The 26,797-nt window shown below is 69.1% G+C and carries 15 protein-coding genes and 3 pseudogenes; 12 read left to right on the top strand and 6 right to left on the bottom strand.

From position 1 onward, the window contains the following. The first annotated feature begins 394 nt into the window (after positions 1-394). The 3 genes and pseudogenes from K9S39_RS29685 (at position 395) to K9S39_RS29675 (ending at position 3,258) form a co-directional block, all read left to right on the top strand. Positions 395-2,398 (top strand): APC family permease, encoded by a 2,004-nt coding sequence (locus K9S39_RS29685; RefSeq protein WP_248866409.1) that lies wholly within the window; start codon positions 395-397, stop codon positions 2,396-2,398. 36 nt (positions 2,399-2,434) lie between these two features. Continuing rightward, positions 2,435-2,791, top strand: a pseudogene (locus K9S39_RS29680) (maleylpyruvate isomerase N-terminal domain-containing protein); the annotation flags it as partial. A 2-nt stretch (positions 2,792-2,793) separates the two neighbouring features. Next, positions 2,794-3,258 (top strand): hypothetical protein, encoded by a 465-nt coding sequence (locus K9S39_RS29675; protein WP_248866408.1) that lies wholly within the window; start codon positions 2,794-2,796, stop codon positions 3,256-3,258. Positions 3,259-3,405: 147 nt separating this feature from the next. On the opposite strand, the gene aac(6') is transcribed toward K9S39_RS29675, so the two are convergent. Beyond that, positions 3,406-3,891 (bottom strand): aminoglycoside 6'-N-acetyltransferase, encoded by a 486-nt coding sequence (aac(6'), locus tag K9S39_RS29670; protein ID WP_248866407.1) that lies wholly within the window; start codon positions 3,889-3,891, stop codon positions 3,406-3,408. A gap of 273 nt (positions 3,892-4,164) precedes the next feature. On the opposite strand from aac(6'), the gene K9S39_RS29665 reads away from it, so the two are divergent. From K9S39_RS29665 to K9S39_RS43115, 7 genes and pseudogenes are all read left to right on the top strand, one after another. Further along, positions 4,165-4,542, top strand: a complete 378-nt coding sequence (locus K9S39_RS29665; RefSeq protein ID WP_248866406.1) for a hypothetical protein — start codon at positions 4,165-4,167, stop codon at positions 4,540-4,542. Between the two features lie 94 nt (positions 4,543-4,636). Further along, entirely contained in the window at positions 4,637-5,149 is a 513-nt protein-coding gene (locus K9S39_RS29660) for a hypothetical protein (RefSeq protein ID WP_248866405.1), read from the top strand. A 108-nt stretch (positions 5,150-5,257) separates the two neighbouring features. Further along, positions 5,258-11,560, top strand: a complete 6,303-nt coding sequence (locus K9S39_RS29655) for a toxin glutamine deamidase domain-containing protein (RefSeq protein ID WP_248866404.1) — start codon at positions 5,258-5,260, stop codon at positions 11,558-11,560. A gap of 132 nt (positions 11,561-11,692) precedes the next feature. Further along, positions 11,693-13,771 carry an SUKH-4 family immunity protein gene (locus tag K9S39_RS29650; protein WP_248866403.1) on the top strand — a complete coding sequence of 693 codons (2,079 nt, stop codon included), beginning with the start codon at positions 11,693-11,695 and terminating at the stop codon, positions 13,769-13,771. A gap of 1,030 nt (positions 13,772-14,801) precedes the next feature. Beyond that, the gene (locus K9S39_RS43120) at positions 14,802-15,044 is read left to right on the top strand and encodes a Scr1 family TA system antitoxin-like transcriptional regulator (RefSeq protein ID WP_406708038.1); all 243 of its coding nucleotides are present in this window, start codon (positions 14,802-14,804) and stop codon (positions 15,042-15,044) included. Next, positions 14,956-15,192: pseudogene (locus tag K9S39_RS29645) on the top strand (DUF397 domain-containing protein); the annotation flags it as partial. The gene K9S39_RS43120 and the pseudogene K9S39_RS29645, both read left to right, overlap by 89 nt. 329 nt (positions 15,193-15,521) lie before the next feature. After that, positions 15,522-15,707: pseudogene (locus tag K9S39_RS43115) on the top strand (TauD/TfdA family dioxygenase); the annotation flags it as partial. A 221-nt stretch (positions 15,708-15,928) separates the two neighbouring features. On the opposite strand, the gene K9S39_RS29635 reads toward K9S39_RS43115, so the two are convergent. From K9S39_RS29635 to dusB, 4 genes are all read right to left on the bottom strand, one after another. Next, positions 15,929-16,771, bottom strand: a complete 843-nt coding sequence (locus K9S39_RS29635; RefSeq protein ID WP_248866402.1) for an ArsR/SmtB family transcription factor — start codon at positions 16,769-16,771, stop codon at positions 15,929-15,931. 580 nt (positions 16,772-17,351) lie between these two features. Next, a complete protein-coding gene (ppdK, locus tag K9S39_RS29630) occupies positions 17,352-20,099 on the bottom strand; it encodes a pyruvate, phosphate dikinase (RefSeq protein ID WP_248866401.1) in 2,748 nt (915 codons plus the stop codon). 575 nt (positions 20,100-20,674) lie between these two features. Further along, entirely contained in the window at positions 20,675-21,316 is a 642-nt protein-coding gene (locus tag K9S39_RS29625) for a MarR family winged helix-turn-helix transcriptional regulator (RefSeq protein WP_248866400.1), read from the bottom strand. Positions 21,317-21,384: 68 nt separating this feature from the next. Further along, entirely contained in the window at positions 21,385-22,512 is a 1,128-nt protein-coding gene (gene dusB / locus K9S39_RS29620; RefSeq protein WP_248866399.1) for a tRNA dihydrouridine synthase DusB, read from the bottom strand. Between the two features lie 148 nt (positions 22,513-22,660). Here dusB and K9S39_RS29615 point away from each other — a divergent pair, with 148 nt between their 5' ends. Next, positions 22,661-24,118, top strand: a complete 1,458-nt coding sequence (locus K9S39_RS29615; protein ID WP_248866398.1) for an MFS transporter — start codon at positions 22,661-22,663, stop codon at positions 24,116-24,118. Between the two features lie 76 nt (positions 24,119-24,194). Here K9S39_RS29615 and K9S39_RS29610 read toward each other — a convergent pair whose 3' ends face one another. After that, the gene (locus tag K9S39_RS29610; protein ID WP_248866397.1) at positions 24,195-25,199 is read right to left on the bottom strand and encodes a helix-turn-helix transcriptional regulator; all 1,005 of its coding nucleotides are present in this window, start codon (positions 25,197-25,199) and stop codon (positions 24,195-24,197) included. A gap of 129 nt (positions 25,200-25,328) precedes the next feature. Here K9S39_RS29610 and K9S39_RS29605 point away from each other — a divergent pair, with 129 nt between their 5' ends. Next, a complete protein-coding gene (locus K9S39_RS29605; RefSeq protein WP_406708168.1) occupies positions 25,329-26,783 on the top strand; it encodes an MFS transporter in 1,455 nt (484 codons plus the stop codon). Positions 26,784-26,797: the final 14 nt, after the last annotated feature.

Here is a 26,797-nt window from a genome sequence, read left to right as displayed (position 1 = left end):
TCCCATACAGCCGACGCTAGGGCGGCGGAGCCGGGGCGCCGAAAGCGTTGATACGGCGCTGACACAGCGACGGGAAAACTTGACGTACCGCTGATGCGCCGATGGGGCGTATCACGAGGTGGACCTCTACGGGGCATAGCGCGGGGCGTACCTCGATGGGCTGTATCACAAGGCGTACCACTGATGCGGCAAGGACATACCACGACGGCAGGCAGCGGCAGGCGGCGACAACGCCCGCTCCCGGGTCCCGAGCCGGGTCACGCCACCCCCGCCAAGGCCCCGTGAAGAACACCCCGGCGCCCGCCAGGGGACCGCCAAGGCCGGAAGCCGCCGCCGTGCACGCCCCGCACGCTGAGCTGGTCCCGCACGATGCCGCACGGAGGTACGACGAAAGATGTCGATGGTGTCCCGACCCGCACACCGGCCCGAGGAGCCCCCGGATCCGGCCACCCACGCCGTGGCCGCAGAGCCGGTCGCGCCCGAGGCCTCCGGGACGACTCCGGATACCGCTACTGCCAGCGCCACCGGGACGGCTCCCGACACCGCCACGGCCCACGGGACGGCTCCCGAAGCCGACGCCCGTCACCGCCTCACCGCGCTCCAGGGCCTGGCCGCCCTCTCCCTCGACACGATGGCCTCCGTCGCGTACGGCCCCGAGGCGATCGTGCTGGTCCTGGCCGCCGCGGGTGCCCGCGGGCTCGGCTTCACCCTGCCCATCACCCTCGCCATCGTCGCGCTGCTCGCCGTACTGGTCGCGTCCTACCGCCAGGTGATCGCCGCCTTCCCCGACGGGGGAGGTTCCTACACGGTGGCCAAAACCCGTCTGGGCCGCCGCACCGCCCTGGTTGCCGCCGCCTCCCTCATCCTCGACTACGTCCTGAACGTCGCGGTCTCCGTGACGGCCGGAGTGGCGGCGCTGACCAGCGCTCTGCCCTCCCTCTACGGCGACCGGCGGTGGATCTGCCTGGCGGTGCTGGTCCTCGTCACCGCCGTCAATCTGCGCGGCATCGCCGACTCGGCGAAGGCGTTCATCCTGCCCACGGCTGTCTTCGTCGGCGCGGTCCTTACGGTGATCGTCGTCGGCCTGTTCCGGGACGCGCCGGCCTCCACCGTCACCGCCGACGGCCATGCCTCCGTTCTCTCCCACAACGCGACCGCTGTCGGCGCCCTGCTCCTCCTCAAGGCGTTCGCGTCCGGCTGTTCCGCGCTGACCGGTGTGGAGGCCGTCGCCAACGCGGTACCTGCCTTCCGCGCGCCGGCCGCCAAGCGCGCACAGCGCACCGAAGTCGCACTGGGCGCGCTCCTCGGCATCATGCTCGTCGGCCTCGCCGTCCTCATCGGCCGCTTCCACCTCCAGCCGGTCGAGGGCGTCACCGTCCTCGCCCAGCTGGCGGACGCGGCGCTCGGCCATAACTGGGGTTTCTACGTCATCCAGTTCGCGACCGTGCTGCTGCTGGCCCTCGCCGCGAACACGTCCTTCGGCGGCTTGCCGGTCCTGATGAGCCTGCTCGCCCGGGACAACTACCTGCCGCATGTCTTCTCCCTGAAGGCGGACCGCCAAGTGCACCGCCACGGGGTACTCGCTCTGGCGGGAGCCGCCGCGGCCCTGCTCCTGTTCTCCGGCGGCGACGTCAACGCCCTCGTCCCTCTCTATGCCATCGGCGTCTTCGTCGGCTTCACCATCTGCCAGGTCGGCATGGTCCGGCACTGGTGCGCCGAGCGCTCCCCGGGCTGGCGCGGCAAGACGCTGCTGAACGGTTTCGGCGCCCTGCTCACGGGCATCTCGACCATCGTCGTCACGGCCATCAAGTTCACCGAAGGCGCCTGGCTGATCGCCATCGCCCTCCCCCTCCTCATCCTGGCCTTCGAGGCGGTGCACCGCGCCTACACCCGGATCGGTGAACGACTGGGCCTGGGCCGCGTCCCCGAACCGCCGCGCCGCGACCGCTCCCTCGTCCTCGTTCCCGTCTCCCACCTCTCCCGTCTGACCTGCGAGGCCCTCAATGCGGCGGTGTCCCTGGGCAATGAGGTGGTCGCGGTCACCGTCACCTTCGACAGCCCCGAGGACCGCCAGGCCACAGAGGCGCTGCGCCGCGACTGGGAACTCTGGAACCCGGGTGTGGAACTTCTCGAACTCCCCGCCATCACACGCTCCGTGGGACCGCCGATAGCCGCGTACATCCAGGACCTGACCGCACACCGGCCCGGGGCCGGGAGCGCGGGTGCCGGATCCGGCACCCGGGTCACCGTCCTGATCCCGGAGGTGGAACCCGCCCGCCTCTGGCAGCGGCTGCTCCAGAACCAGCGCGGCGCGGTCGTCGCCCACGCGGTGCGCCGCGACACGGACGCGGTCATCTGCCGGCTGCGCTTCCGCCTGGAGGCGGCCCGCACGTTGTAGCGGCTGATTTTCAGTGGTGGGCCGTACCGTGACGTCATGAAACGTCATGTGACCTACGACGACCACTGTGCCGAAATCATCAGCCAGTCCGACCGGTTGAGAACCCTCATCAACGACGCCGGGGGCGCGGAGGGCGCGGATCTGACGACGCCCGTGCCCTCCTGCCCCGGCTGGAATGTGGGCCAGCTCGCACGCCATCTCGGCGGCTCACACCGCTGGGTCGAGACCATCGTCCGCACCCGAGCGTCCCGGTCCCCGTCCGACGACCACTTCCGCGACCTGTCCCCGTACACGGACGAGGACCCCGCCGTACTCGACCCCTGGCTCGCCGAGGGCGCCGCGCAACTGGCCGATACGCTGCGCGCCGCCGGTCCGGACGCCGAGGTGTGGACCCGATGCCCGGCCATGCGGGAAAGACGAGCTTCTTCGCCCGTCGGATGGCCCATGAGACGCTCATTCACCGGGCCGACGCTGCCCTGGCCGTCGGTGCCGACTTCACCGTCGACGTCGACGTCGATGTCGCCCTCGACGCCCTCGACGAATGGATGGAGCTCGGCTCGCTGCCGCAGATCTTCGACTTCCATCCCGACAGACGCGAACTGCTCGGCCCCGACCGCACCCTCCACTTCCACGCCACCGACACCCCGCCCGAGGCCGCGGCGGAATGGCTGGTCGACCTCACCGGCGACACCCTCGCCTGGCGCCGTGCCCACGGAAAGGCCACCGTCGCCGTGCGCGGTCCGCTGACCGACCTCCTGCTGCTCGTGTACCGCCGACGCCCCGCCAACAGCGCAAGCCTGAAAATCTTCGGCGACGATCGTCTGCTCCACTTCTGGCTGGAACGGGTTGCCTTCGGCTGAGCTGCACGGGTTCGAGTGCGCCGCGCGGGGCGTCTCGTGAAGGACGAACGAGCGTGGCAGGGCCCGACGGCCCCCGGAAGCCCGGTGGGCGAACGGGCGTGGCAGGACCCCCGACGACCCCCGGAGGACCGGTGGGCGACCACGCCGTCAGGTGAGCTCATCCGCCAGCAGATCCATCAGCAGACCGTCCGCCCAGCCGCCCGTGCGGTAGTCACGCCCGTATGCGCGCATGATGCCGACCGGTTTGAAGCCGACCTTGCGATAGCTGTTGACCGCCGCGGTGTTGGCGACGGCGGGGTCGATGGTCAGGCGGTGATGGCCGCGCTCGTGGATCAGCCAGCGCGCGAGCGTGCGTACGGCGTCCGTGCCGAGGCCCTGGCCATGGCGGCCTGTCGTGAGGAAGATGTCGATGCTCGCGTGGCGGAATTCGGGGTCGGTCTCCTCGTCGTACTGGATGGCACCGATGACCTGCCCGTCCAAGACGATGGCCAGCATGTCGTCGTAGTCATCGGGAACGGACCACCAGGCGGCGACCTCCGGTTCGCGGACGATCCGGTCGAGCGTCGCGATGTCCTCCTTCACCACAGGCCGCAGGAGGACCGCAGCTCCGTGCAGCTCCCAGCAGCTGCTCATGTCCCTTGTCCTTTGTCCCTGTTCATCTCGCCGCTCCACTCCGCACCGCACCGGCCTGCCGACGCCGCCTTGTCAACGCTGTCCTGCCTGCGCCGTCTTACCGACGTCGCCTTGCCGACGTTCCCTTGCCGACGCTGAGCATATGGATGCTCCGACGGTAGCCACGCTGGGCGCATCGGCTGCCCTCTGCAGGCAGGGCCAGTGAACCAATTGGGCAGCCACGGCGTGAGTTAGGTTGACCATCGACGAATTCAGCGCCGAAGGAGACAGCACATGACCGATTCCGAACGGACGGGCAGCACTCCCGGCCTGCCCCCCACACCTCCCCCGCTTCCCCCGCAGGCCGAACCGACCGGACCGCAGCCCGTACCGGCGAACGCTGACGAGGCACTGGAGATCGGCCGGAATCACTTCCGCGAGGTCGGCTCACCCGGCGGGCCGTCCGGCCTGTTCGTGCACGAATTCGACATCGGTTACCTGATCCACGCGAGCTGGCCGCGCCCCGAGGACCCCACCGCCCCTCCCATGGAGCTCGGGGGAAGCAACGTCGTCATCGCCAAGGCCGACGGCGAGGTGTCGTTCCTGCCCAACTTCCCACCGGAGGCCGCGGTGGAGCTCTACCACGGGACCTACCGTCCGAACGGCGCCTGAGCTCGACAGCTGCTCACCAGGAGAGTCCTGGTGGTGTGTCAGTGGCGCCCGTTAAGCTTTGGCTTGACGATTTCATGGAGTAACCATTACCAACATGGGGGATGTTGTGGGCGGCGCAGGCGGGTTCCAGACCGATGTCGAGTCCCTCAAGGCCGAGGGCACCAACTTCGTGAAGCTGGGCGACGACTTCTACCAGTCGGTGGTGCGGCTGATGAACGGGCTGCACGCGTTGGGCGCGGGGCCGCCCGCCGACCCCAGCAACGAGAAGGCGCCGGAGGAGAAGTCGTTCGGCGAGCAGTTCTGGGGCGGTCTGACGTCGTTCGCCAGCAAGGACGGTGCGCCGCCGTGGGGCGATGACGAGATCGGCGAGAAGTTCGGCGTCGTCTATGAGGGCGTCCGCGACGGCATGAACGAATCCATGGGCCACCTCTCCTCCAAACTCCAGGAAATCGGCAAGGCCCTGACGTCGATGTCCACGAATTACGCGGAGGGCGAGGACTTCAGCGAGTCGCTGATGAAGCAGCACGTCGAGAACAAGCAGGCGTGGCAGGACCCGACGAAGCAGCCGCCCCCGGACACGGTTACGCGCCGTGCGGAATTCTTGTAAAGCCTTCGGTTCGCCGGTCCTTGGTTGAGAGGCGGCCAGGATTCGCTGCTTCCTGCCCGCCCCATATGCCACACACAACATTCACGGGGGAGTTCCACCTTGTCCATCATGCTGCCGAACTCTGTCGAGTGGGTCCTGGAGATGCTCGGCTTCAACTGGCCGACCGCGGACGAGGACAAACTCATCGAATGCGCCCAGGTGTGGCGTCAGTTCGCAGCAGAGGTGGAGGGGCACCAGTCCCGCGGCGCCACCTACGCGGCCAACGTACTCGGCGCCAACGCCGGCGATTCCGTCGAAGGGTTCAGCAAAGCCTGGGAGAAGTTCTCCGGTGGTTCGGGCTACTTCGACGACGCCGCCCAAGCCGCCGAAGTCATCGCCTTCACCTTCGAGGCCGCTGCCGCCCTGGTCATCGGCATGAAAATCGCCGTCATCACCCAGTTGGTGATCCTGGCCGCCGAAATCATCGCGGCCCAGGCCGCGGCCCCCTTCACCCTCGGCCTCTCAGAGATAGGCGGCGCGGCCGCGACACTGGCCACCCGCGAGGTCGTCCGCCGCATCCTCAAGGAAGTCGCCAAGCAGCTCCTCGACGCGATTATGGAGGCGGCCAAGGAACCGGTCATATCCGCGCTGGAGGCGATGGCCTCCGACCTCATCGCGCAGACCGTCAATCAGAACTTCGGCGCCCAGAACGGCTACGACCTTGGCCGCACCGCCAAGGAGGGCCAGAAAGCCGCCACGGACGCCATCAAGAACACCGGCGAGACGCTGGGCGAGAGCCTGCGCGACGGGGCCGGCAGCCGGGCAGGCCGGCGTGCTCGCGGCGGCCTGGAATCCGCTGCGGGGCATGGCAGCGACGGAGCAGACGGCGGTGACGGCGCAGACGGCGCAGGCTCCGGCGACAGCGGGGGCTCCGGAAGCAACACATCGTCGTCCGACGGGGGTTCTTCGTCGTCCAATGGCGGCTCGTCCAATGGCGGCTCGTCCACGTCCGGCGGGGGCTCGTCGGCGGGGGACGGCGGTTCCAGCAGTGGCTCGGGCAGCAGCTCAAGCAATGACTCGGGCAGCAGTTCAGACGGTGGTGGTTCCGGCAGCACGTCCAACGACTCCAGCAGCAGCAACTCCAGCAGCGGTGGCGGCCGCAGCGGCTCGGACAGCGGCGGCTCCACCAGCCACACCCCTCGCGCTTCGGACAACGCGGGTACGAGCACCAACCCGACGGGTACAAGCAGCAAACCGTCCCCCGACAGTCCCGCCAACAGCCCGGACTCCACGCCCGACACCCCCAGGGCAGAGCCGCTGCCGCCTCCGGAGCAGCGCTCCCCGTTCGACGAGGGCTACCAGGGCGGCAACGACAGCCCCTACGGGACGCCCAACACCCCCGACTCCGGCAGCACCCCTGAGTCCGGAGGCACCCCGGACGGGAGCCCCAGCCCGGACACCTCCCGCCCGGACCCGGACTCGATCAGTACCCAGCCCGCTCCGGACACCACCCCGGACGCAGCCCGCCCCGCCCCGGACACCATCAGCACGCAGCCGGCCCCGGACAACACACCCGACTCCGCACGCCCCAACCCGGACACCATCAGCACCCAGCCGGCCCCGGACAACACACCCGGTGCCCGCCCCGCCCCGGAGCCCATCAGCACCCAGCCCACGCCGGACCAGTCCCCCCACCAAGGCGGAACCTCACACCCAGACACGCCCCAGTCACCAACACCAACACCTGCACCTGCTCCAGAACCGGCGCCTGCACCGGCACCCGAGCCGACCCCCTCCGCCCTCACCGACCCGGTCGCCGGCAACCCGCCCTCCTACGGCGACCCCACCCCCTCCAACGCTCCCCACGACGGCACGGGCAACGGGGACAACTCGGCCACCGGCAGCGGCGGACGCACCTCGATGCCGCACGTCGGTGGCACCGCACCCCAGGGCGCCCCCGTCCACCACACCCCGTCCGCCAACCAGCCCATCGGGCAACGGGACCCGGCCCCCGGCGATCCCATGCCCACCGTCCGCGACGAGAACGACACCACCGTCACCACCCAGTCCGCGGACACCATGACCGCGCCCCCACCCACCCAGCGCGCCGCCGACCCCACCAGCACCCCCTCACCCGCCCCCCAACAGGCACAGCCGTCCAACACCCCGCAGGCCAACGGCCCGATGACGGGCGCCATGCCGCCCCAGGGCGGCGGCCCCGGCACCACCACACCCGGCGGCACCCCCGCCAACGGAAGCGGCAACCCTTCCGCACGCCCCAACCGCCGCCCCGACGGCTCCCAGGCAGTCCGCGACGTCACCCAGCAGCCCACGCCGGAACGCCCCGCCTACAATCCCCGCCTCGACGGCCCCCGCCGCGATGCGCCTACCTCCCCACCGGGCAACGACCGCCGCCCCGACGGCTCACAAACAGTCCAAGACCACACCCAGCGGACCAGCCCCCATAGCCCCCCGCACAACCCCCGCCTCGACGGCCCAGCCCGCAGCGACAACTCCCAGCCCGAGACCCCCGACACCCCGCGCCCGGACTCACCCCGCCAGGCCGACAGCAACCGGCCCCCGCAGCCCCCCGCGCACCCGAGCAGCGACACCACTCACCCGGACACGAACCGCCCTGACGGCGACCGTCCCGACACCACCCGCCCCGAGGCGACACAGCACAACCCCACCCGCCCAGACGCGGCCCGCTCCGACTCCCCCACCCGCCCGGACGCGCCGCAACAGCCTGCCCCCACCCGTGCGGACCGCCTCCAGAGCGACGCCACCAACCAGGCCCCGTCGGACCCCGGCACCCAAGCCCCCGCCGCGCCGAACCCCAACTCCCCCCACCCGCACCAGCAGTCCAACCAGCACCAGCACCAGCAGTCACAGCGGCCGCAGCAGCAACCGCAACACCATTCACAGCCCACGCTGCAAAGCCACACCCCCACTCAGCAACAAACCCCGCAGCAGACCCCCCAGCAGCACCCCCAACACCAGTCTCAACAACAGCCTATTCAGCAGCAGCCGGTTCCCCACCAGCAGCCCGCCCCGCACCACCCGGACGCCAACCAAACCCAGCCCCTCCCGCACCAGCAGCAACAGCAGCAGGCGCCGGTCCCGCAGCCTTCCAACCTGCGGAGCCACACCGACGTGCGAATCGGCCTCAACGTCCAGCCGAACGGCCTGTATTCACCCTTCCCACACGACCAGCAGGCACTGGAAGCGAGCTTCCCGCGGTACCCGGACGGCACTCCGCGGGCGTTCAACGACCCGTTCCAGCCGTGGGCCCAGCTCCAGAACGACGGCGGCCATACCGTCCTCGGGCGCTCCAACAACTGCGCCGACTGCACCCGGTCCTTCATGGAGTCCTGGTACGGCAACCCGCAGGTGTCCGCGGTCCGCACCTACGACCCGGACGGCAAGGGCGGCATCGACCGTGCTTCCGGCGAGCGTGAAGGCACCCGCAATATCGAGGAGTACACGGGAGCGAAGTTCCGTAATTCCGGCCCGAATTCCAAGGACGGCTACCACCAGATAGCCGATGACCTCCGCAAGGCCGGCCCCGGCGCAGCGGCAGCTGTCCTTGTGACCTGGCCGGACAAGCCCAACGGTGACCCCGGCGGCGCGCATGTGTTCAACGCCGTCAACCACAACGGCAAGGTCGTCTGGGTCGACAGCCAGACCGGCAAGGTCAGCGAACAGCCCATCAACACCGCCGCCAAGAACGTCTGGCACCTGGTCCTCGACGCTGACCGCAAGCCCTTCGACCCGACCACGGCCCAGAACCAAACTCCCCAACAACAGACTCCCCAGAATCAGCAGCAGGCCAACACCCAGCAAAACCAGCAGCAAGCGCAGGCCCAGGCCCAGCAGCAGGCGCAAGCCCAGGCCCAGCACGCCCAGCCTCACCCGCAACAACAACAGCAGCCGAGCCCCTACACCCAGCAACAACAGCAACAGCAACAACCGGGCCCCTATCAGCAGCCACATCCCCAGCAGCCCGGCCCATACGCACAACAGCCCCATCAGCAACAGCCAGGGCCGTACACCCAGCAGCCTCACCAGCAGCCCCAGACCCGCAACCCGCACCAGCAGCAGGCCCCGCACCACCCTCAAAACCCTCAGCATCCGGCAGCAGCACCCGAGACCGGCGACAGCTCACCAACCCTGGACGCCGAGCGGCCCGACGACCACATCGAGCCGGACGCAACCGACACCACCCCGCGCCCCGACGACGCCAACCGTGCTCCTCGCCCCGAGGAAAGCGCGGAAGGCAACGAGGCCCCGTCGGCGCACAAGGACGGTCCCGGGGCCAACCACGACGAGTCCGACAACAAGGACCGGTCCGACCACGCCGACCATTCCAACCGGACGGATCAGGACGACCAACGGGACAAGGCCGAGCATCCCCCGGCCTCCGAAACCCGCAACCGCGAGCGCCCCGGCGGCCTCGAAGGCCCCACCGACCAACACCAGCAACACGTCGAAAACAACGTCCCCAAAGACGACAACGGCACCCCCGAACACGCCCCGGCCCCCGCACACTGGGCCGACACCATCAACAACCCCGGCCCCGACGCCCCCGGCCGCAACAACAACTGCGTCGACGCCGCCCTCGCCGCCGCCGACACCTACGCCGGCAACCCCACCGCCGCCGCCCACCGCACCCCCGACACCAACCCCGACGGCACCCCCTCCGACCACGGCGAAACCAACGGCCGCAACCGCATCGAAAACACCCTCGGCGCCCGCTTCAACGACTACGGCAACGGCCCCAACGCCTTCAACCGCCTCGAAAACACCCTCCGCAACAACGGCCACGGCTCCCAAGCCGTCATCGTCACCCAGGACAACAACGGCCGCGCCCACGCCTGGAACGTCGTCAACCACAACGGCACCATCACCTACGTCGACGCCCAAACCGGCCAACGCAGCAACAAACCCCTCCACGACGGCACCAACGGCGTCCACGCCATCCCCCTCGACGCCAACCGCCACCCCCTCAACGACCACCCCACCGGCGGCAAAAGCACCGACGACCACGCCACCGAGAACAACCGCCGCCCGGCCGCCGAACCTGCCGGCGCCACAGGAGATGGTTCCAAGTTCGACCAGGAGCGTACGCGCGGATCTGCTCAATTCGGCGAGACGCAAGATGGCGACCAACGTCATTACGGCCAACTTGGCGAAGACTCACAACGTCGGCTCCGCGAATCGCACGATGTACGCCAGGTGGGCCTTGAGGGAGCCCTCACGCCACTACGCGCTTGGGCCAACGACGGTTCCCTCTATCGCGCCGCCGAAGAAGCTCATGCCAACGGCAAGATCACGTTCAATAGGCTACGCCAGCTCCTCAAGGGCTTCGATGAACTCGACGAGGGCACTCAGCTCGCCGTTATCGGTGGGATCGGACGTTTGAGTTCGGCGTACCACGGGGCACACGCGGTCGGAGAAAGCCCTGTCTCCATGGACCCGGGAAGGACCAAGGCCGCCGCCCCTGAAGGCACCTCGTCGAAGCCGGGACACGCCCTGCACGAGAGCCATGTGGTAGGCGGCCAGGGCCCCTCTGCGGACGCTCGCGCATATGCAGTGCGCCAGGAAGCGGGGGGCAAGAACGCGACGGACAGCGCTGTCGAGAAGATCGACAATGATTTTCTCGACCTGCGCAGCAGGCACGGACAGGGCGTACTCCAGCCTGATATGTCCGGAAAGAATTATGCCGTTCTGATGATGGAGGAGCGTGACAAGGATGGGAATTTGGTCGACATCCACTACGTCATCGACTCGTCCATTCCTGGTAGTTCGGAGCATCACCACGATCACTCCGAGCCCCATCTGGGCGAGTGGGCACGGCAGGTCGAGGAGAAGCATGGCGATCGCTTCAAGGCCGTACGGATGTATACCGAATTCGAGCCCTGCGGAGATAAAACCGGCACCGGCGGAGCAAACTGCTCCGACTACCTGACGCACGAAATGGACCGGGACACCGACGGGCGGGCCCGTAGCAATAGGGCCCGCATCAAACGGGGCCTCGCGGTCCCCGAAGGCCAGCCGAAGAATCCTCTGATTGTCGACTACGGAATCGGCTACCGGAAGGGACCGACCGACGGAGAAGTTGGTCCACGAGCAAATCTGGCCGAGGCGGAGCAAAAGGTTAACGAAGCCAAGTCGGCTGTGGAGAAATCCAAGCAGGAGGGCAGCGACACCCTGAAGGAGGACCGCGCCCGACTCAGGGAGGCACGGGAGGAACTCAAGGAGGCCAAACAGATGGAAGCCGCTGCGCGAGCCGCCGGAAACCCGGACCGTGCCCGCGTGAAGGAGGAGTTCGACCGAGACATGAGCCAGTACCGTGGTGAGTTGCTGCGCATCTGGATGGCTGCGGCACGGGCCAAGGACGCCGGTGTAGTGCCGCCCCAGACAACCCCATGACGTCGATCGGAGAGCAAGAACGTGGGCTCACCTCCAACAGCTCTTCCGGAGCTGGATGCTTGGCTCAGCGAGCCGCGACGCAAGGGCGGCGTGCTCGTATTGCGGGAAGTGACCGGTTCGGGTGCGGGTCCGGTGCTGGACAACGTCCGTCGACACATGACCGATGCTGTGTTCGTCGACTGCCTCCACCTGAGCGCCGAGGAAGTCGTACGGCAGGTACTGCTGGGGCTGGGGGTGTCTCCAGAAGATGCCAGTGAGCGACGATCAAGTCTCTGGGATGCACAAGGGCTCATCAGCCGCGATGCGGTCGTGTTGCTGGCCAACGCCCAATGGGCCGGCCGCACTATCACATCGACGGAGCCCCGGCGTGTGCTGCGTATGGTTGCGGAGCGCTTCGGCAGCGACGATCGCCGGTGCCTGCGGGCCGTAGTGGAAGGCGACATCGAGCGCACTCGCGTCCCCCATCGTCGACACCTGCCGGAAGTACTCACTGGTGACGGCGCCAGGACGAATGGGCCCGGGCGCGACCACGAGGTCGAGCGCAACCGTGAGACAGGTGCGATATGGCAACAGCGCGCCGCTCAGCTCCTCGCAACAGCCGAGACGCCCAGGGTTTCCTTCCCTGTATGGGCAGCGCTGTGCAATGCCCTGGAGTACCAGCCCGACGAAAATGAGGGCGAGCTGCGCGAACTCATCGCCCAGTACCCGGACCACCTCTCCGTAGAAGTCGACGAAGAGGGCATCGAAAACGTTGGTTTCATTGACCCAGCGGTGCGATTGATGGCTCGGGAGGAAAGCGCCATCTCCGCCACGGATCAGCGACGCGTTTTCCGCTATCTCTCCCTGCATACCACCCCTGCTTCCCCGCTGGCTCGGTACGCCGCTCAGGCATTGCCTCTGCACGCCGCGCTCGGTGGCGCCCTTGATGAATTGCTGTCCGATGGCGAAAAGCTTGCCGGTGTCGAACGCTACGGGCTGCTGCAAGGGCTCGCGGCGGGCTGGCCGATGGGCGTACCACAGGGAACTCTCGCAGCGGATATCCATTACCTGGAAACGCAGCGAGTTGATCCCCTCTCGCATGGCGAATGGGTTTCCTGGTTGCACTGGGCAGCAGTGAACCGTGGGCTGCATGACGTCGCGGATGGACTCGCCCGCACCGGAGTCGAAATGCCTTGGCGGACACTTTGGTCCCATCACCGACCGTACGGTGTCTTCGGCACGATCGAAGGCGAAGTAGGCCGCGTGGACCAGGTGCGAATTCAACGCAGGGGTGAGGTTCCGGTCGCCGTCATGCGGAGGGTCGTCCAGTACGACGACATGGGCGGACCGTTGAATGAGCAGTATGTGGAACGGGCCTTCACTCTCGACGACGGCATCGAAGTAGGCACCGAGACGGTGGTGCGAGTTCCGCATACCCAGGACACGACGAGCCCACCGACGGAGTTTCAGGAGGACGCGGCCCGGCCGGCACCCAGAACGCCGGATATAAACAGGCGCACCAAACCTGCGGGACGAGGGCGCTGGGTGGTGGGTGGGCAAGGCGGACTTTACGCCGTTGACGTGCTGCACACGGCCGACTCTGAGACCGGCAGATGGGGTACCGGCCCATACCTCGGACCGGTCACGAGTGCCGCCACCTGGCAGTGCCCCGATGAGGCACTCGCCGAAAATGCCCCATCGCAGTCGTGGCTGGAAAAGGTATTCGGTACCGGAAGTTGCCGAACCATCGGTGACGCCGCCCTGCCCGACGGGCTGCGTAATACTGCGGCCCGAGAGTTCTTGACCACGGTCGGCATGCCTTACCTGACCGGACAGATCCCGTTTCTCTCCACCCTCCCTCTAGACGAGCAGGGACTGCTGGAATTCGTCTGGCCCGACGACGCCACGGAACCAGAGGCCGACGGTCCGTTCTACCGACTCGGGTCATGGATGGGTGGAGCCGTGGTGCTGGACGGATCGAGCGGGTCAGTCCTCCAGGACACGGAGAGCGGTTATTCCACAGTTCTCTTGGCCAGCAGTATTCCTCAATTCCTCACGGTGCTGGGACTGTACTGCGAGTACCGCATGAGCTGGTTGCCCACTCTCGCCGAAGCCCTGGACGCCCGGTGGAGTCTCCGGGAATGGGCCGAGGATATCGACCCCGCAACAGAAACCGGTGATCACTGGGACGAGGTTTTCGAAGGCGACCTGGACGATCTCGGATCCTACTGACGGAGGCGGTACTCCTACCTCAGGTGAGGGCCGGGCTGCGCCCCGTCCTCACCTCAGTTCATCCGCGAGCAGAATCCATCAGCGGCTCGTGAATCAGCCATCGAACCAACGCGCGTCCGGCCTCGCCGCCAAGCCTGTGGCCATGTCACATTGCCGTGCGGATGATGTCGATGACCGTTGTTTGCCGACGCCGGCACGTCCACCGATGAACAGCGATTCCGCCGTTACGGGTCATACGACGTAGGCGAGCCGGGCCTTGACGGGAAATCAGGTGGCGCAGTGGCGGATCGACGCGACAGTGGGAACGCAATGACGAACCACGAAAGTGCTTCAGAAAGCACCTCAGCCTCTGAGGCCATCACCGCCGTCAGCGACTGGTGGCATTCCCATCGCCCTGGAGGCCGGTCGGCCTACCTGCTTGATCCGTCCGGGACGGCCGGTGCGTCGATTCTGCGTGAGGTGCACAGGCACACTGCAGTGTTCTCGTGGATGCCCACGGGCGCACCGCCGCAGTCGCCGGAGCGGGTGACCACGCGACAGGCCGGCCTCAGCCCAACCCCGCCGGGTGGCGCGAAGTTCGTGTGGCCGAGGGCACCGGTGAAACGGTCACCGTCCCCAACTTGCCCACCGAGAGCGCCATCGCCCTCTACCGCCAGCAGCGTCCGCAAGGTCGGCACAGTCGGCAACACCAAGCGGCCTCGTAGAGGCGCTATCGCGTTTCGCGGCCGAACTTATGTGATCCGGCTCTGCTTGAGGTCCAGTTCGCACCAGGCCATCTTGCCGATGTCGAGCACATGAATGCCCACGTGGGCGGCTAGCGTACGGACCAGATGTAAGCCCCTGCCGTGCGGGGCGTCGGGTGCGGACTCGCGCGGGGCCAGGAGGAGTTCGCCGCGGGCGTCGGTGACGGCGATGCGGAGTACGGAGTCGGTGAGGGGGAGGCGTATGCGGAAGAGGCAACCGCGTACGCCGCAGTGAGGACGGCGTTGGTGGCCAGTTCGGACAGCAACAGGCGGGAGTTGTCGGCCGGTTGGCCGCTTGCTCCATTCGGCGATCAGGCGGGCGGTCCGTTTGCTGCGGCTTCAGCGTCCTCTCGTTCGCCGGACCCGGAGCGATGGACGTGGCCTACATCCAGGTCCCTCGCCGTCCTCCGTGGCTGGAAGACGGAGAGGGAGCTGCCGAGCATGATGAGCTGTTCGAAGGAATCGCACAGCAAGCCCGCAGCGAGAGCGATTCGCGAGCGTTCATCAGACATCTCAGCCAAGGACTCTGAGCCATGTCGGAGTTCGACCTTCCGGAAGTCCAGCCATAGCGATCACGAAGACGTGTGCGTCGAGGTCGCCACCAACATCCCCCATACCGTCGCCGTACGCGACTCCAAAGATCCCGACGGTCCGACACTTCGGCTCGGCCCGGCCTCATGGGGGTTGTTCCGATGCGCCCTCGTGGAAGGCCGGTTCCGGGCGGTAGGGCCCGGCGCCTGCCCGGCGCGAGGTGCCGCCGACGGGCGGCGACACGATGTGGGCCGATACGGCGGCGGCGTATGTCAATCTCGCGCCGGACAGCAAGGAGTGGACCGACGGGGCGATCGACAGGGCAACCGCCGTGCACGACTGTCCGCCGGGCTTCTGCCGCTTCTGCCCGTCGGCTCAACTCTCGCTATTTCAGGGCGAGTTCCACCCGTTGACCATGCGGTGGTACGGCCGTCATCCGGAGAGTGGTATGCCGTCTTCCGGAGACGGGGCGGCGGATGCTATTCGTCAATGTTTCGTTCACAACTCGGATCGTGGGACTTGGGATGCTGGGACTTGAGATCCTGGTACGCGAGATCCTGGTACGTGAGGAAGCCGAGAGCGATCGGCTGTTACGGCTGTTGTTCCAGCGGGCGCACGTTCCGGAATTTCAGATTCGGTTCCGCTGGCGGGCGGGAGATGTTGCGTTCCGGGACAACCGCGCCACTCAGCATTACGCGGTCAATGACTACGCCCCGCACCGCCCGGCTCGCGGAACGCGTCGCAATCGCCGGCGACCGGCCGAATTAAGCGCCCCGGCGGCCGTATCCGCCACCCGCCGGGCGGCCGCCGTACGGCCGCACCGCCCGTACGACCAACCGCCCCCCGCCCACGCCCGCGTCAAAACCGCCTCCCCCACGCCCCCTCACCCCAACCTCTCCAATGCCGCCCCCTCCGGCGGCCTCGCCCCGCGTAGCAGGGCCGCGCCCAGTGGGGTGAGGGTGTGCAGCACCGCGTTGCCCTGGCGCAGAGTGACCAGGAGGCCGGCCTCTCGCAGGACCGTCGCGTGCTGGCTGGCAGAGGCCAGGGAGACGTCGACGCGGCGGGCGAGTTCGCTGGTGGTGCAGCCGACGCCGATGCCCTGGAGGATCGCGGAGCGGGTCTGGCCGACCAGCCGCCCCAGGGAGCGTTCGGGCGGGGGCGGTGGTGTCAGCCGGGGCGCCTGATGCTCGACGGGGTAGACGAGGACAGGCGTCAGCTCCGGGTTGTGGTAGGTGACCGGGGTGCGGCGGCAGAAGTAGGAGGGCAGCAGGAGCAGGCCGCGGCCGTTGAGATGCAGGTCGCGGTCCACGGGGTAGTCCGCCTCCAGGACGGGCGCGCGCCAGCGCAGCATCGGCGGAAGCGAGGCCAGCAGCCGGTCCGCGCCGCCGTCGAGGAGCGCCCTGCCCCGGGTGGCCCGGTCGGCCTCGATACGGCCCTGTACGCGTGGCCAGTACGGGGCGACGGCCGCCTCGTAGTAGCGCTGAAGCGTTCCTGCGAGCCGGCCCAGCGGACGCGTCTCCCCCTCGGCCATGGCCCGTATCCAGGACGGCAGCGGGCGGGCGGTGGAGAGGCGGGAGAGCTCGTCGTGCAGGCGGGCGGCGGGTGTCTCGCGCAGCGCGGACAGCGCCTCGTCCATGCCGAGGAGCCCTTCGGCGGGCGTCAGGAAATCGGGAAAATAGCCGCGGGTGGGAACGAGCGGAGCCAGCAGACGAGCTTCGCCATTCAACCTTCCGCGGGTTTCCGCGCGCCATTTCCCGAACGCCGAATCGTCACGTCGGTCGCGTAGTCGGTGAAAACTTAAGACGGTCTCCCACAGCGCGTCAGGGCGTGCGGCAATCCGCACGCGTGCCAGATCGAGTCCACTGAAATGGACGCGTAACACCGAACCCCCACACTAGGTTTTCCTACTCGGCCCCCGGCACGCCTGAGTATGCACGCCAACACGCGCGGTCACCATGCCCTTTTGGCCAGAGTTGAAACGGGTCGCGCCACCGGGCGGGTGGCAGGAATGCTGTACTCAATTCAACGGCGGTGCGAACGGAACGGCTTGCTCGATCCCGTGGGGGGTGATGGGCAAATAACCGACCGCTCAGCAGATCCGTTGAAGGCCGCCTTCCCCCGCCGACTGGGATGGCGGCAGCTCCCGAGGGGGGAGTCCGGAGAAAAAGCGAGGGCGGGACCTCCGCACAGGTCCCGCCCTCGTTGAGGTACCGGAGCCGACAGCGAGGCTGAGGGTCGGGTGCCATACAGTGCCGGCTCCGGTGGTCTTGCCGGGGTGCCACGGCGCACGTGGCGGCCCCTACGGGTCAGCGGCTGTCGCTGCCCTTCGCCTCCGCGGCCGCGCGGCCCGCCTCCAGTCGTGCGACCGGGATGCGGAACGGGGAGCAGGAGACGTAGTCCAGGCCCACCTCGTGGAAGAAGTGGACGGACTCCGGGTCGCCGCCGTGCTCACCGCAGACCCCGAGCTTGAGGTCCGGGCGGGTGACCCGGCCGGCCGCGGCGGCGCTGCGAACCAGCGAGCCCACGCCGTCCTTGTCGATGGTCTCGAACGGGCTGACGCCGAAGATGCCCTTCTCCAGGTAGGCGGTGAAGAAGCTGGCCTCGACGTCGTCGCGGGAGAAGCCCCAGACGGTTTGCGTGAGGTCGTTCGTACCGAAGGAGAAGAAGTCGGCGGACTCGGCGATCTGACCGGCCGTCAGCGCGGCGCGGGGCAGCTCGATCATGGTGCCGAGGGTGAGCTTGAGACTGACCCCGCGCGCCTGCTCCACCTCGGCGATGACCTGCTCCGCCTCCTCCCGGACGATCTCCAGCTCCTGGACGGTGCCGACCAGGGGGATCATGATCTCGGCGCGCGGGTCACCCTTGGCGTTCTTGCGCTCGGCGGCCGCCTCGGCGATCGCCCGTACCTGCATGGCGAACAGACCGGGAATGACCAGGCCGAGACGGACACCGCGCAGACCCAGCATCGGGTTCTGCTCGTGCAGCTTGTGCACGGCCTGCAGGAGGCGCAGGTCGTTCTCGTGCTTCTCGTGGCGGGCCTCGGCCAGCGCGACGCGTACCGACAGGTCGGTGATGTCGGGCAGGAACTCGTGCAGCGGCGGGTCCAGCAGCCGTACGGTCACCGGCAGCCCGTCCATCGCCTCGAACAGCTCGGTGAAGTCGGCCTGCTGGAGCGGCAGCAGCTCGGCGAGCGCGGCATCCCGGTCGGCGTCGGTGTGGGCGAGGATGAGGCGCTCGACCATCTCGCGCCGCTCGCCGAGGAACATGTGCTCGGTGCGGCACAGGCCGATGCCCTGGGCGCCGAACCGGCGGGCGCGGGCGGCGTCCTCGGCGTTGTCGGCGTTGGCCCGTACGCGCAGCCGGCGCACCCGGTCCGCGTACGCCATGATCCGATGGACGGCCTTGACCAGCTCGTCCGCGTCCTCGGCGCCGGCGTGCATCCGGCCCTCGAAGTACTCCACGACCGGGGACGGCACGACCGGTACCTCGCCGGCGTAGACCTTGCCGGTGGAGCCGTCGATGGAGACGGTGTCGCCCTCCTCGATGACGGTCCCGTCCTGGGTCGTCATGCGGCGGGACTTGGTGTCGACCTCCAGCTCCTCGGCGCCGCAGACACAGGTCTTGCCCATGCCGCGGGCGACGACGGCGGCGTGCGAGGTCTTGCCGCCGCGGGAGGTGAGGATGCCCTCGGCGGCGATCATGCCGTTGAGGTCGTCGGGGTTGGTCTCCCTGCGGATGAGGATGACCTTCTCGCCGGAGCGCGACCACTTGACGGCGGTGTACGAGTCGAAGACGGCCCTGCCGACGGCCGCGCCCGGCGAGGCGGCGATGCCCCGGCCGATCGTGGCGGTCCCCCCCTTGCCGTCGGCGCTCTCGTCGAAGCGGGGGAACATCAGCTGCGCGAGCTGTGCGCCGTTGACCCGCTGGAGGGCCTCGGCCTCGTCGATCAGGCCCTGGTCGACGAGCTGGGTGGCGATCCGGAAGGCGGCACCGGCGGTGCGCTTGCCGACCCGGGTCTGCAGCATCCACAGCTTGCCGCGCTCGATGGTGAACTCGATGTCGCACAGGTCCTTGTAGTGCGTTTCGAGCGTCTCCATGATCTGCATCAGCTCGCCGTACGACGCCTTGTCGATCGCCTCCAGGTCCGCGAGCGGGATCGTGTTGCGGATACCGGCGACGACGTCCTCGCCCTGGGCGTTCTGCAGGTAGTCGCCGTAGACACCCTGGTGGCCGCTGGCCGGGTCGCGGGTGAAGGCGACGCCGGTGCCCGAGTCGGGGCCGAGGTTGCCGAAGACCATGGAGCAGACGTTGACCGCGGTGCCGAGGTCGCCGGGGATGCGCTCCTGGCGGCGGTAGAGCTTGGCGCGGTCGGTGTTCCAGGAGTCGAAGACCGCGCGGACGGCGAGGTCCATCTGCTCGCGCGGGTCCTGAGGGAACTCCCGGCCGGTCTCCTTGGCCACGATGTCCTTGAACCGGCCGACCAGCGCGCGCAGATCGACGGCGTCCAGGTCGATGTCGACGGTGACGCCCTTGGCCTGCTTGGCGTCCTCCAGCGCTTCCTCGAAGAGATCGCCGTCGACGTCCAGCACGGTCTTGCCGAACATCTGGATGAGGCGGCGGTAGGAGTCCCAGGCGAACCGCTCGTCGCCGGCCTGCGCCGCGAGGCCGGAAACCGACGCATCCGACAGGCCGATGTTGAGGACGGTGTCCATCATGCCGGGCATCGAGAACTTCGCACCGGAACGCACCGATACGAGCAGCGGGTCGTCGGCCTGGCCGAGCTTCTTGCCCATCTTCCGCTCCAGGGCGGTGAGGTGCTCGGAGACCTCGGCACGCAGTGCCGCGGGCTCGCTGCCGCTCTCCAGATAGACCTTGCAGGCTTCAGTGGTGATCGTGAAGCCTGGAGGGACGGGAAGTCCCAGGTTGGTCATCTCGGCGAGGTTGGCACCTTTGCCGCCGAGCAGATCCTTGAGGTCCTTGTTGCCCTCGGTGAAGTCGTAGACGAACTTCGTGGACACAGGCTGGGTTACGTGGGGATCTTGTGTTTCCGACACGGGACTGGACTCCTCGCGGACGGCTGCCCTGACGGCCAGGAACATACCCAGATCGAAGGCTCATGGGTACGTCCACTTGGTCGACATGCGTGCGTAACCCGCCGTCAGCCAGCAGATCGAAAGTGATCCCCGCCCGGCAAGTGCCTTCACTAGCTGAACGCAACACTCCGCAACGGAGTCGAAGGAGCGCTATGAACTACTCAGCGCAATGCATGTCTCGATCACTCGAACAGATGCGGCGTGGCACCCGGTGCCACCATTGGAGAGGTGGAACACTCCAATGAGCGCTCATCTGAGCGCAGCACCTATCAAGGGTGGCGAGAATCACGCGCTCAGGCGATCCTCGATCCCATCATCCGGACCCCTTCCGAGACCCCGTCAAGCAGCGCCCGGACCAGGGATCGCCTCCCTCGCCCACCCGTTCGCCGGGTGCCGCACCCCGCATTCCGGGTCGATCCAGGCATGCAAACGAGCCACCCAGCACGGGACCCTGAACGTCGGGATCAAGCCATAGTTCGTGCGGCGGCGGGAACGGCGCCTGAACGTGCGGGGTCGTATACCGAAACCGGCCGGGGCTACACCGGCGGCGAGCCCGCCCCGCTCCCCGCCGCACCCAGTACTCCCCCGCTCCCCGCCGCCCCGGCTACGCCCCTGGCCCGCCGTCCGCTGCGCCGTGGCCGCGGGTCCTCGCCGTCCAGCAGTTCCCGCCGGCGGTCCGCCCCGTGCGTCTCGACCCGGACCACGATCCGGCGCAGCAGATCCGCCAGCGTCAGCGCCTCGTCGTCGCTCAACTCCTCGGTGACGAAGACCTCTTCGGCGTGGAACAGCGGGAAGGTAGTGGCCATCAGCCGCTCTCCCTCGGGCGTCAGCGAGAGCAGCGCGAGCCGGCCGTCGGTGGGGTGGCCGTGGCGTTCCAGCAGGCCGCGGCCCTGGAGCGTACGGGCGACGCCGGTGAGCGTCCCCTTGGAGATCCCGGCTTCCTCGGCGACCCGGCGGGTCTCCGTCTCGCCCCGGATCCACACCACCCACAGCACCACGAAGCCGGTCCAGGTCAGCTCGGCCGCGCGCAGCACCGAGTTCTCGAAGTGCTGCCGTACGGCGGCCGCGGCGCGGTGGATACCGGCGACCGCCGCCATCCGTTCGTGCCGGACGGGCGTGTCGCCGATCCTGGCCCGTACCGCCTTCTCCGTGTCCCCGATGGTCCGGTACCCGCTCACCACGGTGTCTCCTCGCTCCGTACCCCGTAAGGGCTGGAACGGTAGCGCGGGCCGGGCGCCCGGCGGCGTCATCCGCCCGACGTGTCCAGCTCCGCGTCCGCATCCACGCCCGTGCAGTCGTACGGGTCGTCCAGCCAGCCGTCGGGGAGGACCACCCGGTTGCGGCCCGACGTACGGCCGCGCGGGCCGTCGGCGCCCACCGGCCACGGCTGGTCCAGGTCCAGCTCCGACAGCAGCGCGTCCAGCTCGTCGAGGGACGAGGTGACCGCGAGGCTCCGGCGCATCTCGGAGCCGATCGAGAAGCCCTTGGTGTACCAGGCGACATGCTTGCGGAAGTCGATGACGCCGCGCATCTCGTCGCCGAGCCACTCGCCGAGCAGCGTGGCGTGCCGCAGCATCACGGCCGCGACCTCCTTGAGGGTCGGCTCCGCATACGTTCCGGTGCCCTCGAACGCCGCCACCAGATCGCCGAACAGCCACGGCCGCCCCAGGCAGCCGCGCCCCACGACCACCCCGTCGCAGCCGGTCTCCCGCATCATCCGTACCGCGTCGTCCGCCGACCAGATGTCGCCGTTGCCGAGCACCGGAATCTCCGGGACGTGCTCCTTGAGGCGCGCGATGGCGTCCCAGTCCGCGGTGCCCCCGTAGTGCTGGGCCGCCGTCCGCCCGTGCAGCGCCATCGCCGTGACGCCCTCCTCGGCCGCGATCCGCCCCGCGTCGAGGTAGGTGAGGTGGCCGTCGTCGATGCCCTTGCGCATCTTCATGGTCACCGGCAGCCCGCCCGCGTTCGCCACCGCGTCGTGCAGGATCGAGCGCAGCAGATTCCGCTTGTACGGGAGCGCGGAGCCGCCGCCCTTGCGGGTCACCTTGGGGACCGGGCAGCCGAAGTTCAGATCGATGTGATCGGCGAGATCCTCCTCGGCGATCATGCGGACGGCCTTGCCGACGGTGTCCGGGTCGACGCCGTACAGCTGGATCGAGCGCGGCCTCTCGGTTGCGTCGAAGTGGATCAGCTGCATGGTCTTCTCATTGCGCTCGACCAGCGCCCGCGTCGTGATCATCTCGCTGACGAACAGGCCCTTGCCGCCGCTGAACTCCCGGCACAGCGTCCGGAAGGGGGCGTTGGTGATCCCGGCCATCGGTGCGAGCACCACCGGCGGCTGCACCGCGTGCGGTCCGATCTGCAGCAGAGTCATGGAAAGCGGAGTCCTTCGGCGTCCTCGGCGGGAGGTGGTCACGGCAGCGGCCGACGGGCGTTCCGGCCGCCGCGGCCTCCCATTGTCCCGCACCGCGCGGGCGGCCTCGCCGGGGCCGTCGGCCGGCGGATCGTCGTAGCGTTCAACCATGCCTGAGCTCAGCCGGCCGAGGCGCCTCCTCGTGCTGGCGATCTGCTGTCTGAGCCTGCTGATCGTCAGTCTCGACGCCACCGTCCTGAACGTCGCGCTGCCGTCCCTCCAGCGCGAACTGCACGCCTCGGTATCCGGCATGCAATGGACCATCGACGCGTACACCCTCGTCCTGGCGTCGCTGCTGATGCTGTCCGGTTCGACCGCCGACCGGCTCGGCCGACGCCGGATCTTCGGGACCGGCCTGGTCGTCTTCGCGACCGGCTCGCTGCTGTGCAGCCTCGCACCCGGACTGGGTTGGCTGGTGATCTTCCGCATGGTGCAGGCGGCCGGTGGCTCGATGCTCAACCCGGTCGCGATGTCGATCATCACCAACACCTTCACCGAACCCCGGGAGCGGGCCCGTGCCATCGGGGTGTGGGGCGGGACCGTCGGCATCAGCATGGCGTCCGGGCCGGTCATCGGCGGGCTGCTGGTGCAGAGCGTCGGCTGGCGCTCGATCTTCTGGATCAACGTCCCGATCGCCGCCCTCGCGCTCCTCCTCACCCTGCGCTACGTCCCCGAATCGCGCGCCCCCAGGCCGCGCCGGGTGGACCCGGTGGGCCAGCTGCTGGTGATCGCGCTGCTCGGCTCGCTGACGTACGCGATCATCGAGGCCCCGGAGGAGGACTGGACGTCGGCGCGGATCCTGGCATTCGCGCTGCTGGCACTCATCGCACTCGGCGCCTTGATCGCATATGAGCGGCGCCGCGCAGAGCCACTGATCGACCTGCGCTTCTTCCACAGCGCGCCGTTCAGCGGGGCGACGGTCATCGCGGTCTGCGCCTTCGCGGCGCTCGGCGGCTTCCTCTTCGTCAATACGCTCTACCTGCAGAACGTCCGTGGCCTGTCCGCGCTTGGCGCCGGTCTTTTCATGCTCCCCATGGCCGGTATGACGCTGATCTTCGCGCCGCTGTCCGGACGGCTGGTCGGCGGCCGCGGGCCCCGGCTGCCGCTGCTGCTGGCGGGTACGGGAATGGGCTTGAGCGGGGTGCTCTTCGCGGGGTTCGACGCCCAGTCGACGACGGCGCCGCTGTTCACCGGCTATGTGCTGTTCGGCATCGGCTTCGGGCTGGTCAACGCCCCCATCACGAATACGGCGGTGTCGGGGATGCCGCGCGCGCAGGCCGGTGTGGCGGCCGCCGTCGCCTCCACCAGCAGGCAGGTCGGGCAGTCGCTCGGCGTCGCGGTGATCGGTGCGGTGATCGCGAGCGGGACGCATGCGGCGAGGGGTGACGGCGACTTCATCGCGGCCGGCCGGACGGCGTGGTGGATCATCAGCGGCTGCGGTGCGGCGATCCTGCTGCTGGGCGCCCTGACCACCGGCCGCTGGGCGCGCGCCACGGCCCGCCGTACGCCGGAGCTGTTCGAGGAGGAGCTGCTGCGGGGGCAGCGGGCGGCCGAGGCTGGTTCGTAGGGCGGCCGAGGCGAGTTCGCAGAGGGCCGGGAGCCGGGAGCCGGGTGTCCAAGTGACCGGGCGGCCCGGTTCCGGATCACCCCTGGGCGTTGGCCAGTTCCTGCAGCCGCTCCAGGCGCTCCCGGGACGTCTCGTCCACGGGCGTGTAAGACAGCAGCTTGGGGCCCGGGTTGGGGCCCGTCCACAAACTCGTGGCGGAGAGCTCCAGGGTGCCCACCTTCGCGTTCCGGACGACCTTGGTGCCGATGACCGGGCGCACGACCTCATGCCGCGCCCAGATCCCGCGGAACTCGGGCGACGCCTCCGACAGCCGCGCGACCAGCGCCTTCCAGGCCGGCTCCGCGACATGCTCGGCCATCGACGCCCGGAACTTGGCGGCCATCAAACGCACCGTGCTGTCCGGATCGCCCATGCTCGCCCGGTACTCGGGGTGGGTGAACGCCAGCCACATGCAGTTGCGGTCCTCTTCGGGCAGCGCGTCGAGGCCGCAATGCAGCTGCCCGTAGGTGCTGTTGTAGGCGAGGATGTCGAACCGGCTGTTCTGTACGACGGCGGGGAACGGCGCGAGCTGGTGCAGGATCTGCAGCAGCTCACGGGGGACGCCGGTGCATTCGGTGCCCGGCAGCGGATCGACCGCCCCGGCCAGCGCGAACAGATGACGGCGCTCGGCGCGGTCCAGCAGCAGCGCGCGGGCGACCGCGTCCAGGACCTGCGGTGAGACCTGGATGTCGCGGGCCTGCTCGATCCAGGTGTACCAAGTCACGCCGACCGCGGCGAGATGCGCGACCTCCTCACGGCGCAGCCCCGGGGTACGACGGCGGCTGCCGCGCGGCAGGCCGACCTGTTCGGGAGTGATCCGCTCCCGCCGGCTGCGCAGGAACGCGGCGAGTTCGGCGCGGCGGACGGCGTCGCCGGCACGTGGGGCGGCGGTCCCTTCGCCGGTCCGGTTGCCTTCTCCGGCCCCGAAAACGGTTTTGTTGACGGTCCGTTCGCCGGTCCGGTTGACGGTCCGGTTGACGGACGGTTCGCCGGTTCGTTCGCGGGTCGCGGTGGCCTGCGGCATGGTCAGCTCCACGGTCATGCTCCCAGGGTGCCGGAGGCGCCATCCGGTTGCCAGGTAGCGCCGATACCAGGATGAGAAGACTCTGGTACCCCTTTGGGCGGCGGACGATCGTCGTGTCCCGTGAGCCACTCCGATACCGATACCGACATCGCCGCCGCTGCCCGCGCACGGGCCGCCGCCCCAGAGACCCTCGTCACCTCACCCGGGCCGGTCGCGGCCCCGCGCGTCCTGACCCCGCTGGGGCTGCTGACCGTCCTGCTCGGCGCTGCCCTCCCCATGATCGACTTCTTTATCGTCAATGTCGCGCTGCCGACCATCGACCGTGATCTGCACGCGGGCCCCGCGGTCCTGGAGATGGTGGTGGCGGGCTATGGCGTCGCCTACGCCACGCTGCTCGTCCTCGGCGGACGGCTCGGCGACATGGCCGGGCGCCGCCGGCTGTTCCTCTGGGGCCTGGCCGCCTTCGGCCTGACCTCGCTCGCCTGCGGACTGGCCCCGGACGCCTGGACGTTGGTGGCCGCCCGGGTCGCCCAGGGCGCCACGGCCGCCCTGCTGCTGCCGCAGGTGCTGGCCACCATCCAGGCCACGACCACCGGCGCACGGCGTGCCAAGGCGGTCAGCCTGTACGGCGGCACGGCGGGCGTCTCCAGCGCCGTCGGCCAGGTGCTCGGCGGGCTGCTGGTCTCCGCCGACCTGGCGGGCTCCGGATGGCGCGCGGTCTTCCTGGTGAACGTCCCGATCGCGGCCGCGGCCTGGCTGCTTGCCGTCCGTACGGTGCCCGAGACCCGCTCCCCGCGGCCGACCCGGGTGGACGGCCCCGGTACGGCGCTGCTCGCCGCCACGCTGATCGCCCTGCTGCTGCCGCTGACCGAGGGCCGGACGGCCGGCTGGCCCCTGTGGTCCTGGCTGCTCCTCGCCGTCTTCCCGTTCGCCGCCGCCGCGTTCGTCGTCGTCGAGCGCCGCGCCGAACGCGCGGGCCGTACGCCGCTGATTCCGCCGTCCCTGTTCCGCATCCCCTCCATGAACAGTGGCCTTTCCATGATGGTCCCGTTCTCGGTGGGCTTCGGCGGCTTTATGTTCGTGGTGGCCGTCGCCCTCCAAACCGGCCTGCGTTACGGGGCGTTCGCCGCCGGCCTGTCGCTGGCGCCGCTGTGCGTCACGTTCTTCCTGGCCTCGCTGGCCGGTCCGCGGCTGGTGCGGCGCTTCGGGCGGCGGGTGGTGCTCACCGGCTCGCTGATCCAGGCCACCGGGCTGATCGCGCTGGCGCTGACCATGCGTGCCGGCTGGCCCGATGTGTCGGTGGCCGGCCTCGCGCCGAGCATGGCCGTGCTGGGCATCGGTCAGGGGATGGTCCTGCCGGTGCTGATGCGCATCGTGCTGAGCGAGCTGCCGGTGGCGCAGGCCGGGGTGGGCGGCGGCGTCATGGTCACCACCCAGCAGTCGGGCCTCGCGCTCGGCGTCGCCACGCTCGGCACGCTCTTTCTCTCGCTCCTCCCGTCGCTCGGCATCCGCGACGCGCTCGTCGCCGCGCTGCTGGCACAGCTGGCGATCGTGCTGGTCACGACGGCGCTGGCGCTGCGGTTGCCGCGTGCGGTGCGCTGACGGCCCTCGACCCT

Source organism: Streptomyces halobius (assembly GCF_023277745.1).
GTDB classification, from domain to species: Bacteria; Actinomycetota; Actinomycetes; order Streptomycetales; family Streptomycetaceae; genus Streptomyces; species Streptomyces halobius.
The sequence above is the reverse complement of the archived record's forward strand: the minus strand, read 5'-3'. Positions and strand labels throughout refer to the sequence as shown.

Excerpts from the sequence above, each read along its gene's own strand:
- K9S39_RS29685 (WP_248866409.1), top strand. The coding sequence starts at position 395 with ATGTCGATGGTGTCCCGACCCGCACACCGGCCCGAGGAGCCCCCGGAT.
- K9S39_RS29675 (WP_248866408.1), top strand. The coding sequence starts at position 2,794 with ATGCCCGGCCATGCGGGAAAGACGAGCTTCTTCGCCCGTCGGATGGCC.
- K9S39_RS29665 (WP_248866406.1), top strand. The coding sequence starts at position 4,165 with ATGACCGATTCCGAACGGACGGGCAGCACTCCCGGCCTGCCCCCCACA.
- K9S39_RS29660 (WP_248866405.1), top strand. The coding sequence starts at position 4,637 with ATGGGGGATGTTGTGGGCGGCGCAGGCGGGTTCCAGACCGATGTCGAG.
- K9S39_RS29655 (WP_248866404.1), top strand. The coding sequence starts at position 5,258 with ATGCTGCCGAACTCTGTCGAGTGGGTCCTGGAGATGCTCGGCTTCAAC.
- dusB (WP_248866399.1), bottom strand. The coding sequence starts at position 22,512 with ATGACTCTGCTGCAGATCGGACCGCACGCGGTGCAGCCGCCGGTGGTG.
- K9S39_RS29615 (WP_248866398.1), top strand. The coding sequence starts at position 22,661 with ATGCCTGAGCTCAGCCGGCCGAGGCGCCTCCTCGTGCTGGCGATCTGC.
- K9S39_RS29610 (WP_248866397.1), bottom strand. The coding sequence starts at position 25,199 with ATGACCGTGGAGCTGACCATGCCGCAGGCCACCGCGACCCGCGAACGA.